General features: G+C 67.9%; 16 protein-coding genes. 7 read left to right on the forward strand and 9 right to left on the reverse strand.

The window, feature by feature from the left end; translation table 11 throughout:
- Positions 1-128 precede the first annotated feature (128 nt).
- Positions 129-1,235 (forward strand): D-alanine--D-alanine ligase, encoded by a 1,107-nt coding sequence (gene ddlA, locus POS15_RS16955; RefSeq protein ID WP_019184872.1) that lies wholly within the window; start codon positions 129-131, stop codon positions 1,233-1,235.
- 81 nt (positions 1,236-1,316) lie between these two features.
- Here ddlA and POS15_RS16960 read toward each other — a convergent pair whose 3' ends face one another.
- The 3 genes from POS15_RS16960 to oleC form a co-directional block, all read right to left on the reverse strand.
- Positions 1,317-1,472, reverse strand: a complete 156-nt coding sequence (locus POS15_RS16960; protein WP_019184873.1) for a DUF1328 domain-containing protein — start codon at positions 1,470-1,472, stop codon at positions 1,317-1,319.
- A 63-nt stretch (positions 1,473-1,535) separates the two neighbouring features.
- Positions 1,536-2,546 carry a 2-alkyl-3-oxoalkanoate reductase gene (gene oleD / locus POS15_RS16965; protein ID WP_019184874.1) on the reverse strand — a complete coding sequence of 337 codons (1,011 nt, stop codon included), beginning with the start codon at positions 2,544-2,546 and terminating at the stop codon, positions 1,536-1,538.
- Complete coding sequence (gene oleC / locus POS15_RS16970) at positions 2,543-4,198, reverse strand: olefin beta-lactone synthetase (protein ID WP_026070057.1); 1,656 nt, start codon at positions 4,196-4,198, stop codon at positions 2,543-2,545. The genes oleD and oleC overlap by 4 nt, the downstream gene beginning before the upstream one ends.
- A 103-nt stretch (positions 4,199-4,301) precedes the next feature.
- On the opposite strand from oleC, the gene POS15_RS16975 reads away from it, so the two are divergent.
- Positions 4,302-4,727, forward strand: a complete 426-nt coding sequence (locus tag POS15_RS16975) for a YkgJ family cysteine cluster protein (protein WP_019184876.1) — start codon at positions 4,302-4,304, stop codon at positions 4,725-4,727.
- A gap of 163 nt (positions 4,728-4,890) precedes the next feature.
- On the opposite strand, the gene POS15_RS16980 is transcribed toward POS15_RS16975, so the two are convergent.
- The 4 genes from POS15_RS16980 to POS15_RS16995 all read right to left on the reverse strand — a co-directional run bounded on the left by POS15_RS16980 (position 4,891) and on the right by POS15_RS16995 (position 10,354).
- Positions 4,891-5,781: an alpha/beta fold hydrolase gene (locus POS15_RS16980; RefSeq protein WP_019184877.1), complete on the reverse strand. Its 891-nt coding sequence runs from the start codon at positions 5,779-5,781 to the stop codon at positions 4,891-4,893.
- A gap of 107 nt (positions 5,782-5,888) precedes the next feature.
- A complete protein-coding gene (locus tag POS15_RS16985) occupies positions 5,889-6,905 on the reverse strand; it encodes a 3-oxoacyl-ACP synthase III (RefSeq protein ID WP_019184878.1) in 1,017 nt (338 codons plus the stop codon).
- Positions 6,906-7,017: 112 nt separating this feature from the next.
- The gene (locus POS15_RS16990) at positions 7,018-7,335 is read right to left on the reverse strand and encodes a DUF4156 domain-containing protein (protein WP_046272272.1); all 318 of its coding nucleotides are present in this window, start codon (positions 7,333-7,335) and stop codon (positions 7,018-7,020) included.
- 127 nt (positions 7,336-7,462) lie between these two features.
- Positions 7,463-10,354 carry a pitrilysin family protein gene (locus POS15_RS16995; protein ID WP_284128547.1) on the reverse strand — a complete coding sequence of 964 codons (2,892 nt, stop codon included), beginning with the start codon at positions 10,352-10,354 and terminating at the stop codon, positions 7,463-7,465.
- A 395-nt stretch (positions 10,355-10,749) separates the two neighbouring features.
- Between POS15_RS16995 and POS15_RS17000 the strand changes: the two genes are divergently transcribed.
- Together POS15_RS17000 and trmL are read left to right on the forward strand one after the other, a co-directional pair.
- Positions 10,750-11,229 (forward strand): hypothetical protein, encoded by a 480-nt coding sequence (locus tag POS15_RS17000; RefSeq protein ID WP_102788813.1) that lies wholly within the window; start codon positions 10,750-10,752, stop codon positions 11,227-11,229.
- A gap of 43 nt (positions 11,230-11,272) precedes the next feature.
- Positions 11,273-11,752: a tRNA (uridine(34)/cytosine(34)/5-carboxymethylaminomethyluridine(34)-2'-O)-methyltransferase TrmL gene (gene trmL, locus POS15_RS17005; protein WP_019184882.1), complete on the forward strand. Its 480-nt coding sequence runs from the start codon at positions 11,273-11,275 to the stop codon at positions 11,750-11,752.
- A gap of 104 nt (positions 11,753-11,856) precedes the next feature.
- On the opposite strand, the gene POS15_RS17010 is transcribed toward trmL, so the two are convergent.
- The gene (locus tag POS15_RS17010) at positions 11,857-13,020 is read right to left on the reverse strand and encodes an acyl-CoA dehydrogenase family protein (protein ID WP_019184883.1); all 1,164 of its coding nucleotides are present in this window, start codon (positions 13,018-13,020) and stop codon (positions 11,857-11,859) included.
- A 273-nt stretch (positions 13,021-13,293) separates the two neighbouring features.
- On the opposite strand from POS15_RS17010, the gene POS15_RS17015 reads away from it, so the two are divergent.
- Together POS15_RS17015 and POS15_RS17020 are read left to right on the forward strand one after the other, a co-directional pair.
- The gene (locus tag POS15_RS17015) at positions 13,294-14,970 is read left to right on the forward strand and encodes an electron transfer flavoprotein-ubiquinone oxidoreductase (protein ID WP_019184885.1); all 1,677 of its coding nucleotides are present in this window, start codon (positions 13,294-13,296) and stop codon (positions 14,968-14,970) included.
- 122 nt (positions 14,971-15,092) lie between these two features.
- Positions 15,093-15,458, forward strand: a complete 366-nt coding sequence (locus POS15_RS17020) for a c-type cytochrome (protein WP_237740331.1) — start codon at positions 15,093-15,095, stop codon at positions 15,456-15,458.
- Positions 15,459-15,573: 115 nt separating this feature from the next.
- Here POS15_RS17020 and POS15_RS17025 read toward each other — a convergent pair whose 3' ends face one another.
- Positions 15,574-19,044 (reverse strand): transporter substrate-binding domain-containing protein, encoded by a 3,471-nt coding sequence (locus POS15_RS17025; protein ID WP_284128548.1) that lies wholly within the window; start codon positions 19,042-19,044, stop codon positions 15,574-15,576.
- 74 nt (positions 19,045-19,118) lie between these two features.
- Here POS15_RS17025 and POS15_RS17030 point away from each other — a divergent pair, with 74 nt between their 5' ends.
- Entirely contained in the window at positions 19,119-19,757 is a 639-nt protein-coding gene (locus POS15_RS17030) for a response regulator transcription factor (protein ID WP_019184888.1), read from the forward strand.
- The last annotated feature ends 92 nt before the right edge of the window (positions 19,758-19,849 follow it).

A 19,849-nucleotide genomic window follows, 5' to 3' on the forward strand; every position in this document is an offset into this window, starting at 1 on the left:
CGTCCGCTGGCATCACGCTTGGCCACGCGCCAGGTGCCCACCACATCGACACCGGACACGCGTTTTCGCGGGCGCCGACTCGGTTCATGCTATGGCTCCCCAACACAGCGACAGGAGCGGCAACAGGCATGGGCAAGACCCGGGTAGGCATCATCTTCGGCGGCCGGTCGGCCGAGCACGAGGTTTCGCTGCAATCGGCGAAGAACATTCTCGATGCGCTGGACAAGGACCGGTTCGAGGTCAGCCTGATCGGGATCGACAAGCAGGGCCAGTGGCACGTGAGCGACCCGCGCGACTTCCTGCTCAACGCCAGCGACCCGGCACGGATCGCGCTGCACCGCTCGGGCAATGCGGTGGCGGTGCGGCCCGGCCTGGAGCGGCAGCAGCTGGTCCCGACCGATCCGGCCACCGCGCTGGAGCAGATCGACGTGGTGTTCCCGATCGTGCACGGCACGCTGGGCGAGGATGGCTCGCTGCAGGGCCTGCTGCGCATGGCCAACCTGCCCTTCGTCGGCTCCGGCGTACTCGGCTCGGCAGTGGCGATGGACAAGGACGTGGCCAAGCGCCTGCTGCGCGATGCCGGACTGGCGGTGGCACCGTTCGCCTGCTTCAACCGGGTCACTGCGGCGCGGGCCGATTACACCGCGCTGGTTGCCGAACTGGGCACGCCGCTGTTCGTGAAGCCGGCCAACCAGGGCTCCTCGGTGGGCGTGAGCAAGGTCCGCAGCGAGGCCGAGTTCCACACCGCACTCGCGCTGGCGCTGTCGTTCGATCACAAGGCGCTGGTGGAATCAGCGATTACCGGCCGCGAGATCGAGTGCGCCGTGCTGGGCAATGAACACCCCGAGGCCAGTGTCTGCGGCGAGGTGGTCGTGCACGATGATTTCTATTCCTACGACACCAAGTACATCAGCGAAAGCGGTGCGGACATCGTGGTGCCGGCGGCCATCACCGATGCCGAGCAGTCCCGTATCCGGGAAATCGCGGTGCGGGCCTACCAAGCGCTGGACTGTGCGGGGCTGGCCCGGGTGGATGTGTTCCTGACCCCGGTTGGGGAGGTGGTGATCAATGAGATCAACACGCTGCCCGGCTTCACCCGCATCAGCATGTACCCGAAGTTGTGGGCCGCCAGCGGGCTGGATTACACCGCCTTGATTACGCGGCTGCTGGAACTGGCGATGGCCCGGCATGCCCACGAGCGCGATCTGCGCAGCTCCATCGCAACGACGGCCTGATCATCGTCGCCGATGTCAGGCCGTCGTGGTTTCCGCAGCGCGTCCCACGCCGGAGAGACGTGGCGTGGGACGCGCCGGACACTAGGTCCGCTTGCGGAACATCGACACCACCGCCAGGATCAGGAAGACGACGAACAGGATCCAGGCGACGTTGCTGGCAGCGCCGGCAATGCCCGAGAAACCAAGTACCGCCGCGATGATGGCGATGACAAAAAAGATGACGGCGTAATGCAGCATGTCGACCCTCGCGTTGATGCGTGCCGGAGTTGGCGTGGGTCCATGTTCACCAACCCGCGGTGTTCAGGGAGTGATGGATTCCTGTGCGTTCGATGAAGATGCCAGCCGCAGCAGCCCTTCTTCGATGCTGACCCGGGGCACATAGCCGAAGTCCCGGCGCGCCGGTTCCATGCTGTACCAGTGCGGCGTGCACAGCTGTTCGGCCAGGAAGCGGGTCATCGGCGGCTCGCCGCGAAGGCGCAGCAGCGGCCACAGCCGCTCGCAGACCGCGCCGATCCGGTAGGCGGTCCTGAAGCTGATCGACCGGGTCACCGGCGGGGCGTCCACGGCGGCCAGCAGCTTGTTGAGCAGCTCGCGCATCGGCAGCGGCTCGCCGTTGGAGATGAAGTACGCCTTGCCGGCGCAGGCCGCGCCCGGGGCCAGGTGCTCCAGGGCGAGGAAGTGGGCCAGTGCGGCGTTGTCGATGTAGGTGGTATCGACTTTGTTCTGCCCATCGCCCACGAAGCGCAGGCGGCCGGCGCGGGCGCGCTCGGCCAGGCGCGGCACCAGCTGCTGGTCGCCCGGGCCCCAGATCAGCCGGGGCCGCAACGCGACAGTAGCCAGCTGCGCATCGTTGGCGGCCAGCACGCGTTGCTCGGCGATGGCCTTGGTGGCCGCATACGGCGCCTGGAAGTTCTCGCCATAGGGCACCTCATCGGCGCCCAGGCCCTCGACCGGATGGGTGGCGCGATGGGTCACGCTGGGCGTGGAGGTGTAGACCAGCTTGCCCACGCCGTGCGCGCGGCAGGCCGCGATGACGTTGTCGGTGCCGACCACGTTGGCCTGGTGGTAGCTGTCATAGCTGCCCCAGGCACCGGCCTTGGCGCCATTGTGGAAGACCGCATCGACCCCGGCCACCGCGTGCATCACCGCCTGCGCATCGGCCAGGTCGCCGCGGATCTGGCCCACGCCCATCGCCTGCAGCGCAGGGTAATGGCCGCGGTTGAACGCCAGCACCTGGTGGCCGCGCTCGATCAACCCCTTGCACAGGGCCTGGCCAAGGAAGCCGCCGCCACCGGTAACGAGGATCTTCATGCGTGCTGCTCCAGTTGCGCGGTGGCCCAGACCGCGAGCTTCTCGCGGCCGATCTTGGCGTTGTGGCGGATGTCGACCGGGAAGCCCGGGTGGGGCAGGAAGCGCTCGATGCGCGCGGTATGCGCGTGCGCGGCGGCCTCACGGCGCAGCCGCTCGACCAGCGCTGGGGAATCGACGGTGCCGGGCTGCAGTTCGTAGCACAGCACCGGCCGCTGGCGGCCCGGCGGGCCGACGCCGACCAGCGCGGTGCGGGCGATGCCGTCCAGTGCGTTGAACACCGGCTCGACCTGTTCGGTGTACAGCGGGCCGTGCGCGGTTTCCACGCGCTGGGTCTTGCGCCCGCAGAACCACAGCCGGCCCTGCGCATCGAAATAGCCGACGTCGCCCATCCGGTGTACGACGCGCGTGCTGCCGTCGGCGAGGGTCTCGGTGATCTTCGCCGCCGCGGTGGCCTGCGGGCGGTTGAAGTAGCTGTCGGTGGCAGTCGGACCGGCCACGGTGATCTCGCCGACCTCGCCGGCGGCCAGCTCGCGGGCCTGCGACCAGCCCGGCAGCGGCGCGTCATCGATGGCGATGATGCGCACCTGGTTCGGCGCGACCACGCGGCCGACGCAGGTACCGGCGCCGGCCTCGGTGGCCTGGCGGGTGTTCTCCAGCTCACGGCCTTCGATCACCGCCACCGGCAGGCACTCGGTGGCGCCGTAGGGGGTCCAGAACTGGGCGTCGTCGGGCAGCAGGCGGCGGATCCGCGCGACCACGTCCGGCGGCACCGGTGCCCCGGCCGAGGTCACCCGGCGCACGCCGGGCAGCGGCTGGCCGTGATCGGCCAGCACCCGCATCAGCGCCGGCGAGCCGAACAGCTGGGTGACACCAAAGCGGTTGATCGCGTCATGCAGCTTGCGCGGGTCCGCCTGGGCCGGCCGGGTCGGATCCATGTCCGGGATTACCGAGGTCAGCCCCAGCGCCGGATCAAACAGCGCGAACGGCGGGAAGGTCGGCAGGTCGACCCCACCCGGCTCCATCCCGAAGGCGGCACGCAGCAGCTCGACCTGGCCCACGAAATGACGGTGGCGGTAGACCACGCCCTTGGGCACGCCGGTGGAGCCGCTGGTGAACAGGATCGCGGCGACGTCCTCGCCATCGGTCGGGGCCAGCGCAGGCGCCACCGTAGCGCCCTGGGCTTCCAGCCGGGCCAGGGTGGTGCCACCCCAGCCCCAGCGGCGGCCAACGGTCACCAGCAGGCGTGCGGAGCGGCACCAGCGCAGCGCCAGGCGCGCCACGTGGGCCAGGCCGATGCCGATGAAGGCCTCCGGCTGGGCCTCGTCCAGGCATTGTTTCAGCGCGCGCTTGTCGATGCCCGGGTCGACCAGCACCGGCACCGCGCCGTTCTTGAACAGCGCAAACATCAGCAGGAAGAACTCCGGCGAGGGCCGCACCATCACCACGGCGCGCACGCCGCGGCCGATGCCGTGCGCGGCCAGACCGGCCGCCATCGCGTCGCTGCGGGCGTTGAGGGTGCGGTAATCCAGGGTGACGTCGTAGCGCGCCATGCCGCCGGGCCCGGGCGTGCCGGGGCAGCGGATGGCGATCTGGTCGGGGCGTTCACGGGCCAGCTCGGGCAGGCGCGCGGCGATATTGATGGCGCTGTTCATCCGTTCATTGTCGCCGCTGCAGAAAATTCTTGCGCGCCGGCCGTTGGCGTGGAAAATTCGCGCCCTTCCCTCCTGCTTCGCTGCCGCCCAAGGCCGGTGCCCCATGCCCCATCCCTGCCTCACCTGCGGCGCCTGCTGCACCCAATACCGTGTGGCCTTCCACTGGATGGAATCGGACGAGGTCACCCCGGGGGGCGTCCCGCACGAGCTCACCCAGGTGCTGGACCCGCACCGGCTGTGCATGCGCGGCACCCTGTCCAAGCCGGTCTACTGCGTGGCGCTGGACGCGGAGATCGGGGTGTATTCGCGCTGCAGCATCCACCCCAACCGCCCCAGCGTGTGCCGTGAGGTGGACGCCTCGTGGGAGTACGGCAAGGCCAGCCCGCAGTGCGACAAGGCGCGCATCGCGCACGGCATGCCGGCGCTGACCCTGGCCGACTGGCGCTGGCGGGACGAGGCGGGCAATGATGATGATCATCCCGATGACAACGGCAATTCGCCGGCCCCGCAGGCGCCGATCGCGGCGTAGTTGGGGGCGCCGGGGTCAGGGCGCGGGGCGGAAGCAGCCGACCGGAAAGCAGCCGACCAACGGTTGGCTCTACCGGGGATGGGGCAGCCGACCAACGGTCGGCTCTACCGGTGAGGGTGCCTACCGGTTGATGGTAGGTGACGACCGTGGGTCGTCACGCCGATCAGAGCGGGTTCGCGTCCAGGAAGGCGCGGATCTTCGGCACCAGCACCTCGTGCTTATCCTCCAGCACGTAATGCCCGGCATCCTCGAAGGCATGCACCTGCGCCTGCGGCAGCGCGGCCTGGAAGCCCTTCAGGAAGTGATGGTCGAACACGAAATCGCGCAGGCCCCAGCCGATGAACGCCGGGCGGTCGGCGTAGCTGGGCAGGGTCTGGCCGGAACGCTCCAGCAGCGACCAGGCCTTGTCGGCCGGTGACAGCGGGATGTCCTGCATGAAGCGGATGGTGCTGATGCGGTTGGCGTAGCTGTTGTACGGCGACACGTACGCGCGGCGCACGTCCGCCGGCATCTTCCGTTCCACGCCCAGCCACGAAGCACCGGAGGAGAAGGCGTTGAAGGTGCGGATGAGCCACTCGCCAATCTTCCAGTGGCGACCCAGCGCGATCTGCCACGGCATCTTCTTCGCGGCCGGCATCGGGAAGGCGGCGGTGTTGAGCACCACCAGGCGCTTGACCTGCGCGTGGTGCGACAGCGCCCAGCCGAAGCCGATCATGCCGCCCCAGTCGTGCACGGCCAGGGTCACCGGGCCGGTGATGCCCAGGTGCGCGAGCAGCGCGTCCAGGTCATCCACGCGCGATTGCAGGGTGTAGTCGTAGTGCGCATCATCGGGCTTGTCCGACAGGCCCATGCCGATATGGTCCGGCACGATGCAGCGGTACTTGTCCGAGAGGCCGGCCACCAGGGTGCGCCAGTAATAGCTCCACGACGGGTTGCCGTGGACCATCACCACCACCTCGCCATCGCGCGGGCCTTCGTCGAGATAGCTCATCGACAGGCCGGGGCGCACCTGGAAGCGGTGCGGATGGGCGGGGTAACCGGGCAGCTGGGGCATTCAATCGCACCTGTGAAAAGGGCCGGCAGAACCGGCCCTTGATGTTCAATTCCGGCGCGGCAGACACGGCCCCGGAAGCAACGCCGCAGCAGGCTGCGGCCAATGGGTTACCAGACCACTTCGGCCATCGAGCAGTTCAGGCCCGAGCCGATGCCGAGCAGCGCGATGCGATCGCCCTTCTTCAGCTTGCCCAGCTGCTTGAGCTTGCTCAGCACGATCGGCACCGAGGCCGGGCCGATGTTGCCGTGCTCGCCGAAGATCGTCATCACCTTCTTCGGGTCGATCCCGAAGTTCTTGATGAAGGCGGCGGTGTGCGGCTGGCTGACCTGGTGGATCACGAACTGGTCCAGTTCCTCCACGGCCCAGCCCAGTGCTTCACGGGCGGCGACGAAGGTCTTCTGCGCCAGCTTGATGCCTTCGATCAGCAGCATGCGGGTGTCGGTGACCATGCGGTCCAGGTTGCCGCGGCACAGCTGGTTCCACTCGGTCGCCGAGCGGGTCACGCCACCGCGGTAACGCGGGGCATCGGGCACCAGCTCGGTGCGCGCCATGACCATCGCCGCGGCACCGCAGCCCAGGGTCAGGGCGGCCATCTCGTTGCGGAAGTCATCGGCGGTCACGCCCGGCAGGGCCATGCGCTCGAGGGTCTTCTCGTACACCAGGTTGGCGGTTTCACCGTCGACGATCAGCGCGTAGTCGATCTCGCCGCGTTCGAGCATGCGGGCGGCGATGTCCATGCCGTTGATGAAGGCCAGGCAGGCATTGGCGACGTCGAAGGTCATGCATTCGTCGCCCACGCCCAGGTTGCCCGAGACGATGCTGGCCGTGGACGGCTCCAGATAGTCGCGGCTGACCGAGGTGTTGACCAGCAGGCCGATCTTGTCGGCGCCGATCCCGGCGTCTTCCAGGGCTTTGCGGGCGGCCAGCGTGGCGGCGTCGGAGGCCAGCATGTCGGCATCCCACAGGCGGCGGGCGTGGATCCCCGCGATGTCGCCGAGCACGTCGGTGCGGATGCCAAGGCGATCCAGCGTCGGCTTCAGACGTTCGTTGATTTCCTTGGACGTCAGCGTGTGCGGCGCGTCGATGTGCGCCAGGCCGGCGATCGAGACATTCTTGAAGAGCATCAGTTAGCGCCAAGGCTCAGGCGAAGGGGGCGCTATTGTAAGCCGGCACGGCTTTCACCGCACCTTTACGAATTCACGCCCGGGCGTATGGTCCGGGCGCGGGGTGAAGGGTTCAGCGGGGCGGGCACTGGAAAGCCAGGAATCGCTGGCTGCCATCGGCCGGCAGGCCCGAGGCCTGCACGGCGTTGGCACCGGCGCTGGGGGCCTCGTTGCGTGCCAGGGTTTCCAGCTCTTCCTGCACGCGCAGCGGGTTGCGGTTGTAGAAGCCGACCTTGCTCTTCACGGTCACCACCACTTCGCCCTTGCTCTGGCAGCCGCTGGGAACCGCACCGGCCGGCAGCACGCGGACCGTCTTGCCGGAGGATTCGATCGGCACCCAGGTGCAGGCGGAAACGCTGAGGATCAGGGCGGACAGAAGCAGAATGCGCATGGGCAAGGCCTGGCTGGAATACGTAAGGGAGTGTGCGGGAAATAACTGAATCGGGGGTGATCAGGTGCCGGGTGGGTCCCCGGCACCTGAGCGGCTGGCGGGCGCGGCGGCCGGCCAGCGTTGGGCGTCACCGGGCCTTTGGTGCCACGGCAGCCGGAGTGGCCGGAGTGGCCGGGGCGTCGACCACCTTGCCTTCGGCATCGATGACCTGCACCTGGCCAAGCTTGAGCGCACGCACCGGGGCCTCGGTCTGCTTGAGGTCACCCACCACCACCCAGGTCAGCGCGTTCGGGTCCAGCGTGGCCGCGGCCTGCTGCACCTGGGCCGGGGTCATCGCTTCGATCTCGGCCTTGCGCTGGACCACGTAATCGTCCGGGCGCTGGTAACGCACGATCCCGCTGATGGTGCCCATCACCGCGCTGGCGGTCTCATAGGCGCCGGGCAGGCTCAGGTTCTGGATGTTGCGGATACGCGCCACTTCGGCCGGGGTGGCCGGCTTGGCGCCGCTGGCGAACTCGGCGATTTCCTTCTGCATCTCCTGCATCGCCTCGGCGGTCTTGTCGATCTGCACCGGCGCGCGGGCGCCCCACGGGCGCTGGCCCAGGGTGTTGCTGGCGCTGCTGCCGGCCCCGTAGGACCAGTGCTTCTGCTCACGCAGGTTCATGTTCAGGCGCGAGGTGAAGTCGCCGCCGAGCACGCCGTTGGCGATATCGAAGCGGGTCGAACCCGGGTCCCTGGACGAGGGCACCACCTGACTGGCGAACAGATTGGCCTGCACCGCGCCCGGCTGGTCGATCAGGTACACGCGGGCATGCGCCGGACGGGCGACATCCACCGGCGCCTTGACCTCCGGCGCCGGACCTTCGGCCTTCCAGTTGCCGAGCTGGCGCTCCAGCAGCGGCACGATTTCCTTCAGCGTGGTGTCACCCACCACGATCAACGTGCCCTGCTCCGGGCGCAGCCAGTCACGGTGGAAGTCGACCAGGTCTTCGCGGGTCATGGACTGGATGTCCACTTCATTGCCGCTGCCGGTGAACGGGATCGCATACGGATGGCCCGCGCCGTACAGCAGGGTCGGCATCACCCGCATCGCCACCGCGCTGGGGTTGACCTTCTCCTGCTGGATGCCGGCGATCCAGGTCGCCTTGACCCGGTCGATCTCGGTCTGGTCGAAGCGCGGCTGGCGCAGCATGTCCGCATACAGGGCCAGCGACGGGGCCAGGTTTTCCTTCAATGCGGACAGGTACACGCTGGTGCTGTCCAGCGAGGCCGAGGCATCGAGCTTGGCGCCCAGTGCATCGGCCGCATCGGCGAACGGCAGCGCACCGAGCTTGCCGGCCCCTTCGGTGAGCAGGCCCATGGTGAAGTTGGCCGTGCCGGACTTGCGGCCCTGGTCGGCGGTGAAGCCACCCGGGAATTCATAGCTGAACTGCACGACCGGGATGTCATGGCGCTCGGCCAGGATCACCTGGGTGCCGTTCTTGAGCGTGGCGCGGCGCAGTTCGGGGAATTTCAGGTCCGGGAAGGTCTTGGTCTGCGGCACGCCGGTGCTGCGGTCGACCTGCTTGGGCAGCGTGGTGAAGCGCGGATCCACGGCGGGCACGGTGAACGGCTTGGGCGTTTCCGACGGCAGTTCGGCCAGGGCAACGCGCGCGCCCGGCTCGACCACGATGGTGTGATCGCCAACGCCCAGCCACTTGGCACCGACATCGCGCACCTGCGCGGCCGTGGCCCCATCGATGGTGGCCAGCGACTTGCGGAAGCAGCCCGGGTCACCTTCGTATACGGTGCACTCGGCCAGCGCGTCGGCCTTGCCGCCGAAGCCACCGATGCGCTCGATGCCGCGGATGAAGCCGGCGCGGAAGGCGGTCTTGCCGCGGCTCAGCTCGTCGGCGGTCGGACCGTCCTTGGCCAGGCGCTTCACTTCCTCATCGATGATCGCCTCGACCTTGGCCGGGTCCACGCCCTGCTTGACGCTGGCCATGATCACGAAGTTCGAGCCCAGCTGCGAGCTGTAGGCGCCGGCGCTGATGTTGTCCACCAGCTTGTCCTGGTGCAGCAGGCGCTGGTCCAGGCGCGAGGACTTCGCACCGCCAAGGACCTGCGCGAACAGCTGCAGCTGATCGATGTCGGTGGTGCCGACCTGGGCGACGTTCCAGGCGCGGTAGATGCGCGCCTGCGGCACCTTGTCGGTCATCACTTCGCGCGTGCTCTTCTCGCGCTTGGCTACGTCCACCTTGGGCTGGGCCATGCTCGGGCCGGCCGGGATGTCGCCGAAGTACTTGGCGACCTTTTCCTTCGCGGTGGCCACGTCGATATCACCGGCCAGCACCAGCACCGCATTGTTCGGGCCGTACCAGGTGCGGAACCAGGTCTTCACGTCGTCCAGCGAGGCGGCGTTGAGATCGTTCATGGAGCCGATCACGCTGTGGTGGTACGGGTGTCCGGCCGGATACATCGCGCGGGTCAGCTTTTCCCAGACCTGGCCATAGGGCTGGTTCTCGCCCTGGCGCTTCTCGTTCTGGACCACGCCGCGCTGCTCGTCCAGCGCCGCCTGGTCGATCGCCCCGAGCAGATGCCCCATGCGGTCGGACTCCATCCACAGCGCCATGTCCAGCGCGGTGGTCGGCACGTTCTCGAAGTAATTGGTGCGGTCGGTATTGGTGGTGCCGTTCTGGCCGGTCACGCCAACCTGCTTGAAGGGCTCGAAGTATTCGCCGTCGTGGTTCTCGCTGCCCTGGAACATCAGGTGTTCGAACAGGTGCGCGAAGCCGGTGCGGCCGGCGGGTTCGTCCTTGCTGCCCACGTGGTACCAGATATTCACCGCCACGATCGGCGCCTTGCGGTCGGTGTGCACCACCACGCGCAGGCCATTGGGCAGGGTGAACTGTTCGAACGGAATGTCGACCTTGGCCGCCGTGGCCGGCTTGGCCAGGACCGGTGCCGGCGCGAACGAGCCCAGGGCGGCGGAAAGCGCTACAGCCAGCAGCGCGGCACGCGGTCGAAGTTGGACGGTCATTCCGGTTCCTTGGTCATGAAAGTGAAGCCGGATGCTAGCGCGCCGCCCGGGCAAAAGGCATCGGCCAACAGTCATTGACCTGCCGATGGCGGCGGATCCGCCACGAACCGCACATCCGAGCGTGGCCGCACGCGGCCGGGCGGACAGTCCGCGGCCCTGCGGCGGACACGTGTCCGGACATCGGACACCGCTAATTCGCAAAAAACCCTTTGAAATCAATGCGTAAAAGTTGGCACGCGACCTGCTTGGTACATGGCAAGGGAAACAAGGATCAAACCGAAACTGACTGGATGCTGAACAGAAACAAGAATAGTGAAATTGTTCTTGCAAGCCCCGAATCGGTGTACTACCTTACTACCACACCACTGATCACCAACACTAAACAGGACCTCGCCATGAACACCAAGACTCTCGCCATCGCCATCGCCTTTGCCGCCGGTTCCGCGTTTGCTTCGTCGGTGCAGGCCGCCCCCGCCATCGTCACCCTGGACACCGTGCAGGTCCGCCCCTCGGCCGACCAGATCGCCCAGGCCGAGGTTGAGCGCACCAGCGACATCCCGACCCTGGCCGTCGTGGAAGTCCGTCCGACCGCTGGCCTGATCGCCGAGTACCGCGCCGAACTGGCCGCCAACCGCCGCGTCACCACCCTGGCCGCCGTGGAAGTGCGTCCGACCGCCGAACAGCGCCAGGCCCTGGCTGCCGAACAGACCAACGACCGCGGCTACGTCGCCACCTTCACCGCTGCCGCCACTGCCGTGGCCAACGAAGTGATCATCAACCTGCCGACCCTGCAGGTGCGTCCGTCGGCTGCCGACCTGCAGGCCCTGGCCCTGGAAACCGCCGCTGCCGCCGCCACGACCCTGATCCGCCAGTAAGCCGCAGCTGCGGTCTTCCGCAGCCACGGCGTACACTTCGCCGATGACTGCCACGCCCACGTTCCATGTCGTCCTGTTCCAACCCGAAATCCCGCCGAACACCGGCAATGTGATCCGCCTCTGCGCCAACACCGGCGCGCGGCTGCACCTGATCGAGCCGCTCGGTTTCGACCTGAGCGACAAGCAGCTCAAGCGCGCCGGCCTGGACTATCACGAATACGCTCGGCTGCAGGTCCATCCTGATCTGGAAACCGCCCTGCAGGTCATTGCGCCCAAGCGCCTGTTCGCGCTGAGTACCCGCGGCAGCGTGCGTTACGACACCCAGCAGTTCGAAGACGGCGATGCCTTCCTGTTCGGCCCGGAAACCCGCGGCCTGCCCCAGGACCTGCTCGACAGCCTGCCCCACGGCCGCCGCCTGCGCCTGCCGATGCAGCCGGACAACCGCAGCCTCAATCTGTCCAACACGGTCGCCGTGGTGATGTACGAGGCATGGCGCCAGAACGGGTTTGCCGGCGGGGAATAAGATGCCGTGCCGACCAACGGTCGGCACCTACCGGTGACACAGGCACCTGCCGGCCGTGTAGCGCCTGACCGTTGGTGTAGCACCTGACCGTTGGTCAGGTGACCTCAGAACGCATTGATCCCGGTCAGCTCGCGGCCGATCACCAGCTGGTGCACGGTCTCGGTGCCCTCGTAGGTGATCACCGATTCCAGATTGAGTGCATGCCGGATCGCCACGTGCTCGGTGGTGATGCCCGCGCCGCCGAGCAGGTCGCGACATTCGCGCGCGATGTCGATGGCCATGCGGCAGTTGTTCCACTTGGCCAGGCTGACCTGCTGCGGCTGCAGTTGGCCGGCGTCCTTCAGGCGCCCCAGCTGCAGGGCCAGCAGCTGCGCGGTGGTGATCCGCCGCGCCATCTCGGCCAGCTTGATCTGCGCACTCTGCGTGGCCGCCACCGGCCGGCCGAACAGCACCCGCTGCTTGGTATAGCCCAGGGCTTCATCCAGGCAGGCCACCGCAGCGCCGATCGGACCCCAGCTGATCCCGTAGCGCGCCTGGTTCAAGCAGCCCAGCGGCCCCTTCAGCCCCTGCACGTTCGGCAGGCGGTTGCGGTCGGGCACGCGCACGTTGTCGAAGAACAGCGCACCGGTCAACGAGGCGCGCAGGCTCATCTTGTGCTTGATCTCCTGCGTGGTGAACCCGGCCATGCCCTTTTCCAGCACGAAGCCCTGGATGCCATCGTCGGTATGCGCCCACACGATCGCGATGTCGGCCACCGGTCCGCTGGTGATCCACATCTTGCTGCCGTTGATCAGCCAGTCACCGCCATCGCGCACCGCGCGGGTCTTCATCGCCGCCGGATCGGAGCCGCCATGCGCCTCGGTCAGCCCGAAGCAGCCGATCACCTTGCCGGTGGCCATGTCCGGCAACCAGCGCAGCCGCTGTTCTTCGCTGCCGTAAGCGTAGATGGGGTACATGCACAGCGAGCTCTGCACCGAAACGAAGCTGCGCAGGCCCGAATCGCCGCGCTCCAGCTCCTGGCAGATCAAGCCGTAGCTCACCGCATTGAGCCCGCCGCCGCCGTACTGCTCGGGCAGGCTGGAGCCGAGCAGGCCCAGCGCGGCGATCTCGGGAATCAATTCGTCCGGGAAGCGCCCGTCGTCGAACGCATCGCCGATGATCGGCAGCACCCGCGTATCGGTGAAACGCGCCACCGTCGCCTGCACCGCGCGCTCCTCCTCGCTGAGCAGCGAACGGATATCGAACAGATCGAACGGATTCAGTGACATGGCATCCCGGCAGGTGGCGGTGGAACAGGCTCCCATTGTGGTCGTTGTGCGCGAAGCGGCCAAGGGACGGCGCGGCAGCGCGGATGCTGCGCCGCAGCATCCTGGTATCGAACGCGCGGCGACACCGCTGTCATCGTCGGCGATCTAGGCTTAAATGCGCCGTGCCGGTACTCTGGCGCAATGATCCACCGTTTCGCCGTGGTGTGACACGCGCGATTCCCAGGCAACCGCCGCCGTTCAACCCGCGGCACTACCCACGAGTTACGCAGCCCCATGAGCGAAGAAATCAACGTCCTGCCCCCGCGTGAAGTGATGGAATTCGATGTGGTGATCGTCGGTGGCGGTCCCGCTGGCCTGGCCACGGCGATCCGGCTGCGCCAGCGCGCCATCGAAGCCGGCCGCGAGCTGTCGGTGTGCATCCTGGAGAAAGGCTCTGAACCCGGTGCGCACATCCTCTCCGGTGCGGTGATGGATCCGCGGGCACTGAGCGAACTGTTCCCGGACTGGGCCGAGCGCGGCGCACCGCTGAAGCAGAAGGTCACCCGCGACGAATTCCTGTTCCTCAGTGAAGCCGGCTCGCGCAGCACGCCCAACGCGCTGCTGCCGGAGTGCTTCCACAACGAAGGCAACTACATCGTCAGCCTCGGCGAGGTCACCCGCTGGCTGGCGCAGCAGGCCGAGGCGCTGGAAGTGGCGATCTTCCCCGGCTTCCCCGCGGCGGAGGTGCTGTACAGCGAGGACGGTGCGGTGATCGGCGTGGCCACCGGCGACATGGGCATCGAGAAGAACGGTCAGCCCGGCCCCGCGTTCGAGCGCGGCATGGCGCTGCACGCCAAGTACACGATCTTCGCCGAAGGCTCGCGCGGCCATCTCGGCCGCCAGTTGATCGCACGCTTCCAGCTCGATGCCGGCAAGGATCCGCAGGCCTATGGCATCGGCATCAAGGAGCTGTGGCAGATCGATCCGGCCAAGCATGAGCCGGGCCTGGTGGTGCACGCGGCCGGCTGGCCGCTGGACAACGACACCTACGGCGGCGCGTTCCTGTATCACGCCGAGGGCGGCAAGGTCTCGATCGGTTATGTGGTCGGCCTGGATTACAAGAACCCGTGGCTGAGCCCGTTCGAAGAGTTCCAGCGCTTCAAGACACACCCGGACATCCGCAAGCACCTGGAAGGGGGCAAGCGCATCGGCTACGGTGCGCGCGCGATCACCGCCGGTGGGCTGATGTCGCTGCCCAGGACGGTGTTCCCCGGTGGCGCGCTGGTCGGCTGCGAGGCCGGCTATCTCAACGTCAGCCGGATCAAGGGCAGCCATGCCGCGATCAAGACCGGCATGCTCGCCGCCGATGCCGCCTTCGATGCGCTGGTGGCCGATCGCCAGCACGATGAATTGAGCGCCTATCCGCAGGCGTTCGAGACCAGCTGGCTGCATGCCGAACTGCAGCAGGCCAAGAACTTCAAGCAGTGGTTCAAGAAGGGCCAGACCGTGGCCACGTTGATGACCGGCATCGAGCAGTGGCTGCTGCCCAAGCTGGGCATCCGCAATCCGCCGTGGACGCTGCGCCACAGCACCCCGGACCACGCCTGCCTGGAGCCGGCCTCCAAGCATGCGAAGATCAACTATCCCAAGCCGGATGGCGTGCTCACCTTCGATCGGCTCAGCTCGGTGTTCCTGAGCAGCACCAACCACGCCGAAGACCAGCCCAGCCACCTGACCCTCAAGGACGCCAGCGTGCCAGTGCGGATCAACCTGGCCGAGTACGCCGGTCCGGAAGCGCGCTACTGCCCGGCCGGCGTGTACGAGTTCGTCGGCAGCGATGGGCACGAACAGCTGCAGATCAACGCGCAGAACTGCGTGCACTGCAAGACCTGCGACATCAAGGACCCGACCCAGAACATCGTGTGGGTGACCCCCCAGGGCGGCGGCGGCCCGAACTACTCGGGCATGTGATCGGCATGGCCTGCGACCACCGGTCGCAGGCCATCAGGCGCGGCAGGCACCGCCGCGCTGGCTATCCTGAGCGTCCTGTTGGACGTGACCGTGGCGCCGTGGCCCCTGCTTTCCGATCGACGTTGGCGTTACTGGCCTGCCTGCTGCTGGCGGCGTGTTCGCGCACCCCGCAGACGCCGGAGCAGGCCCATCAGCAGGACCTGCAGCGCGCCTTTGCGATCTGTGCCGGCTGCCACACCGTCAGCCCGGGTGGCGTGCATCGGTTCGGCCCGAACCTGCATGGCGTGATCGGCCGGCGTGCCGGCAGTGTCGCCGGCTATCCGTATTCCAACGCGATGCGCGATGCAGGGCTGACCTGGAACGAACAGACCCTCGATGCGTTCCTGCGCTCGCCCACGCAGGCGGTGCCGGGTACGCGCATGGTCAACTCCACCGCTGACCCGGAGCGCCGGCGGCAGGTGATCGAGTATCTGCAGCAGCAGCGATGACCGGCAGGCGCCGGTCAGGACGCCTGCAGCTGCACCAGATAAGCCCGCAACGCCGCATCGAATGCGCTGACCGCCTCGGCGTGCGCCGCCACGCCTTCGTCGTCGACGCGTTCCATCAGGCTGCGCGCCTGCAGCGCCAGCGCGTCGGCGCCCAGTGTTGCCAGCCCCCCACCAGCCGGTGCAGCACATTCACCAGTGCGGGCCCGGCCTGCGCATCCAGGGCTGCCTGCAGCTTCACCAGATCCTCGGCCGAGGCCGTGCACAAGCTCTCGATCAGCACGCCGGCCACGTGCTCCGAACCAAACCGGCGCACCAGCGCGGCCCGGTCCGGCGGCGCGTCATCCGCACCCGGTGCCTGCTCCGCGCCGGACAAGGGGCCGTCCCCGTCCGGCAGCCACTGCAGCAGTGCCTGGCGCAAGGCGCCCAGTGCGACCGGCTTGGCCAGCAGATCGTCCATGCCGGCCTCGCGGCAGCGCTGCAGATCGTCCTCCATCGCGCTGGCGGTCAGCGCGATCACCGGCAGCCGGGCACCGCCGCGGTCACGCTCCTGCTCGCGGATGCGGCGGGTCATGGCATAGCCGTCCATGACCGGCATCCGGCAGTCGGTCAGCACCAGGTCGAAACGGGTGCGCGCCAGCAGCGCCAGTGCCTGTTCGCCGTTCTCGGCCAGCACGTGTGGCAGGCCCAGCTGTTGCATGCGCCACCCCATCAGCGCCTGGTTGGTGGGATGGTCCTCCACGATCAGGATGCGCCGCTGCTGCAATGCGGCCGGCAACGGCACCGCCTGCGTGTGTTCTTCGGCGGCGCCGGGCTGTTCGTCCACCGGCACCACCGGTACGGCCAGCAGCACCTCCACGCGCGTGCCCTCGCCGGGGACGCTGTGCAGCGTCAGCGTGCCATGCATCATCGCCACCAGGCGCTGGCAGATGCTCAGCCCCAGCCCTGTGCCACCGTACTGGCGGCTGGTCGCCGCGTCGGCCTGTACGAACGGCGCGAACAGCCGTTCGCGCTGCTCGGGCGAGATGCCGATGCCTGTATCGCAAACGGTCAGGCGCAGCCGCTGCGCGCCGTGGGCATCACCGTCGAGCACCTCCAGCGCGATGCCGACCTCGCCGGCGCGCGTGAACTTGATGGCATTGCTGAGCAGGTTGAATGCGATCTGCCGCAGGCGCATGCCGTCGACCAGGTGCATGGCCGCGAGCGCGTCGTCGATCTGGATCTGCAGCTCCAGCCCCTTGGCCACCGCCTGCGGGGCAAGCAGCTGCTGCACGTTGCCAAGCAATGCGCGCAGGGCGACCGGATGCGGTTGCAGGGACAGCGCGCCGGCCTCGATCTTGGAGTAGTCCAGCAGGTCATCGAGGATCTGCCGCAGCATCTGCGCCGAGTCCTCGATCACGCTGATGATGCGGCGCTGTTCGCCATCCAGCGAGGTGTGCGAGAGCACCTCCACCATGCCCAGCACGCCGGACATCGGTGTGCGGATCTCGTGGCTCATCGTGGCCAGGAATTCGGATTTGGCGGCGGTGGCGCGCTCGGCGGCCGCCTTGGCCAGCGCCAGCGCGTCGGCCTGTGCGCGCGCCTCGGTCACATCGATCCAGTAGCCGCTCCACAGCAGCACCCCGTCCTCGGCGTCGTAGGGCAGCGCGCGCGAACGCACCCAACGCAGCATGCCCCCTGGGCGGGTGCGGAATTCTATGTCCACCGGGGCGAAGTCCCGCGTGGCGCTTTCCAGGGCCTGGCGCACATTGGCGCGATCACGCTCGTCGATGCGCGCGATCAGCGCGCTTTCATCGGCCATCGCCTCGGCCGCGGTGAGCCCGAACAGCGCTTCGGTGTCACCGGCGATGTACGGCAGCGACAGCCGGCCATCCCGTTCGCGACGGCCCTGGTACACGATCGCCGGCAGATTGTCGGTGACGTCGGCCAGGCGCTGCTCGGCACGGCGGCGCATCGCTACCTCACTGCGCAGGCGCCAGTGCCCCCACCCATGGACGAGCAGTGCGGTCAGCAGCACCAGGGCCAGCGGCACCGCCCAGCGCGCGGTCGCGCGCCAGTCCAGATCGCTGCGGTACTCGGCCGACAACCAGTCGCTGCGGATCGCTTCGTGCTCGCGCGCGCTCATGTTCACCAGCAGGCGGTCGAACGTGGTGGCCAGGGGTGCGTACTGGCGCTTGACCGCCAACGACAGGCGATCGCTGAATCCCGCCGGCGCTGCCACGTGCAGCTGCGCGGGATAGTGATCACGCACGATGCGATCGATGACGGCCAGGTTGCCGATGTACGCATCGGCGTCTCCCTTGGCCAGCCGTGACAGCGCCAGTTCGGCGCTGCGCGCGGGCACGATGCGCGCATTGGGGGCCTGCTGCAGGACATACCCGCGCAACCGTTCCGGATCGGACAGCAGGATGCTGCGGCCATCCAGATCGGGCACGCCCAGCACCGACGCACTGCCACTGGCCGTCACCACGACGTTGGGAACGGTGATGAAGGGCTGGCTGAACACCCAGCCGTCGCCCAGGTAGTTCGAATCGTTGGGGATGCCCATGATCGCGTCGACCTCGCCGCGGCGCAGCTGCTCGCGCACATCGAACCAGTCGTGCGCCGGCACCCGCGTGAGCTGCGCCCCTACCGTGCGCAGCAGGCGCAGGTACTCGGCCGAGACACCGCTGGGCCGGTCGGCACTGTCGATGAAGGCCAGCGGTGCCGCGTTCGGCGCGAAGGCCAGGCGCAGGGGGGTGGCCAGGACACGCCTCTCCGCATTGCCCAGGATCACCTGCGACTGCACCGACCATCGCGGCGTCGGGAGCCAGCGCCGTTCCAGGCGCTCGCGCTCGGTCTCGGCGAGCGCGGCCAGGCCCATGTCCAGCGCTTCAGCCAAGGGCTGCTTGGCGTTGGGCACACCGAAATGCAGCCGCTCCGGTGGCAGGTCGCTGGGGCGCAGCAGGCTGACATCGGTCAGCCGTCGCTCGGCGATCAGGGTCGTGGCCACATACGCGTTGCCGATGTAGACGTCGGCCTCGCCGCTGCCGACCATGGCCAATGCGGCGGTGGTGCTGGCCGCAGTCACGCGCCGGGCGCCGGGAAAGCGCGAGCGTACTTCGTCGCTGGTGACGAACTCACGCTCGGTGACCACGCGCAGGCCGCGCAGGTCAGGATCAGACGATGCCCGGGTTTCGCCGGGGCGGCCCACCAGCGCCAGCGGCGCCTGGGCGTATGGGCGGGTGTAGACCATGCAGCGCGTGCGATCGGCGGTGAGCGTGATGTTCATCACCACATCGACTTCGCCCCGGCATGCCGCCTCCAGGACCTCGGTCCAGTCGCGATACATCCGCACCTGCACCTGCACCCCCAGCTGCCGGGTCAGCAGGCTGAGGTAGTCGTAGCCGAGGCCGACCGGCTTGCCGTTCTGCATGGACTCGAACGGCGGCCAACCGCTGTCGTACATGCCCAGGATGATGGTAGGGTGCCTGCCAAGCCACTCGCTCTGGTGGGGGGGCAAGGGAGGCGACGCAGCCGCGTATACCTGCATGCCCGTCGCCATCGCGAGCACGAACAGAACCAGCCAGCGAATGACGTGGGTACGCATGCTGCCTGACCTCCGTAGAATGACATCCCCATCCCGGCACGGCCCGACGGCTGCCTCACAGGCAATACTAGTCCATGACCCTGCGCATTATCATTGCCGATGACCATCCGGTCGTACGGATCGGCACGAAGGCCGTGATCGAGTCCAGCGGCGTTGGCCAGGTGGTGGCCGAGGCCAGTACCGTGGCCGAGCTGATGACCGTACTGGGCGACCACGAGTGCGATGTTCTGGTCACCGATTACTCCATGCCCGGCGGCGCGCAGGCCGATGGCTTCGCGATGATCGCCATGATCCGCCGGCGTTTTCCCGAGCTGCCGGTGCTGATGCTCAGCGTGTCCAACAACCTGGCGATCCTGCGCATGGTGGTCGCTACCGGCGTGCTTGGCCTGGTCGACAAGACCTCCTCGATGGATGAGCTGCCGCTGGCGATCCAGACCGTGCAGCGCGGCGTGCCCTACGTCAGCCTGTCGCTGAAGGAACGCATTGACGCAATCGGCACGGAGAGTGTCGAGGAAGGCGGAGCCCGTCCCTTGTCGCCACGCGAAGTGGAAGTGCTGCGGCTGCTTGGCAGCGGCATGACGGTCAAGGAGATCGCCCTCCATCTGCACAAGAGCGTCAGCACCATCAGCCGCCAGAAAGGCGATGCGATGTTGAAGCTCGGGCTGAAGGGCGACGCCGAGCTGTTCGACTACCTGCGCGACGGCGAACGCTGATCCCGGTCCGCCTGCGGACGCGCGTTCTTTTTTCTTCGATACCCATGCGATGCACGTCATCGCGATGGTGTCCTGTCGTGTGCGCGCGTTAC

Origin of the sequence: Stenotrophomonas sp. BIO128-Bstrain (genome assembly GCF_030128875.1) — a bacterium.
GTDB lineage: Bacteria > Pseudomonadota > Gammaproteobacteria > Xanthomonadales > Xanthomonadaceae > Stenotrophomonas > Stenotrophomonas bentonitica_A.

Coding starts and splice junctions, on each gene's coding strand:
- POS15_RS17015 (WP_019184885.1), top strand. CDS start 13,294: ATGAGCGAAGAAATCAACGTCCTGCCCCCGCGTGAAGTGATGGAATTC.
- trmL (WP_019184882.1), top strand. CDS start 11,273: ATGACTGCCACGCCCACGTTCCATGTCGTCCTGTTCCAACCCGAAATC.
- oleD (WP_019184874.1), bottom strand. CDS start 2,546: ATGAAGATCCTCGTTACCGGTGGCGGCGGCTTCCTTGGCCAGGCCCTG.
- POS15_RS16975 (WP_019184876.1), top strand. CDS start 4,302: ATGCCCCATCCCTGCCTCACCTGCGGCGCCTGCTGCACCCAATACCGT.
- POS15_RS16960 (WP_019184873.1), bottom strand. CDS start 1,472: ATGCTGCATTACGCCGTCATCTTTTTTGTCATCGCCATCATCGCGGCG.
- POS15_RS16995 (WP_284128547.1), bottom strand. CDS start 10,354: ATGACCGTCCAACTTCGACCGCGTGCCGCGCTGCTGGCTGTAGCGCTT.
- POS15_RS16980 (WP_019184877.1), bottom strand. CDS start 5,781: ATGCCCCAGCTGCCCGGTTACCCCGCCCATCCGCACCGCTTCCAGGTG.
- POS15_RS17030 (WP_019184888.1), top strand. CDS start 19,119: ATGACCCTGCGCATTATCATTGCCGATGACCATCCGGTCGTACGGATC.
- POS15_RS16985 (WP_019184878.1), bottom strand. CDS start 6,905: ATGCTCTTCAAGAATGTCTCGATCGCCGGCCTGGCGCACATCGACGCG.
- POS15_RS16990 (WP_046272272.1), bottom strand. CDS start 7,335: ATGCGCATTCTGCTTCTGTCCGCCCTGATCCTCAGCGTTTCCGCCTGC.
- oleC (WP_026070057.1), bottom strand. CDS start 4,198: ATGAACAGCGCCATCAATATCGCCGCGCGCCTGCCCGAGCTGGCCCGT.
- POS15_RS17000 (WP_102788813.1), top strand. CDS start 10,750: ATGAACACCAAGACTCTCGCCATCGCCATCGCCTTTGCCGCCGGTTCC.
- POS15_RS17010 (WP_019184883.1), bottom strand. CDS start 13,020: ATGTCACTGAATCCGTTCGATCTGTTCGATATCCGTTCGCTGCTCAGC.
- ddlA (WP_019184872.1), top strand. CDS start 129: ATGGGCAAGACCCGGGTAGGCATCATCTTCGGCGGCCGGTCGGCCGAG.
- POS15_RS17025 (WP_284128548.1), bottom strand. CDS start 19,044: ATGCGTACCCACGTCATTCGCTGGCTGGTTCTGTTCGTGCTCGCGATG.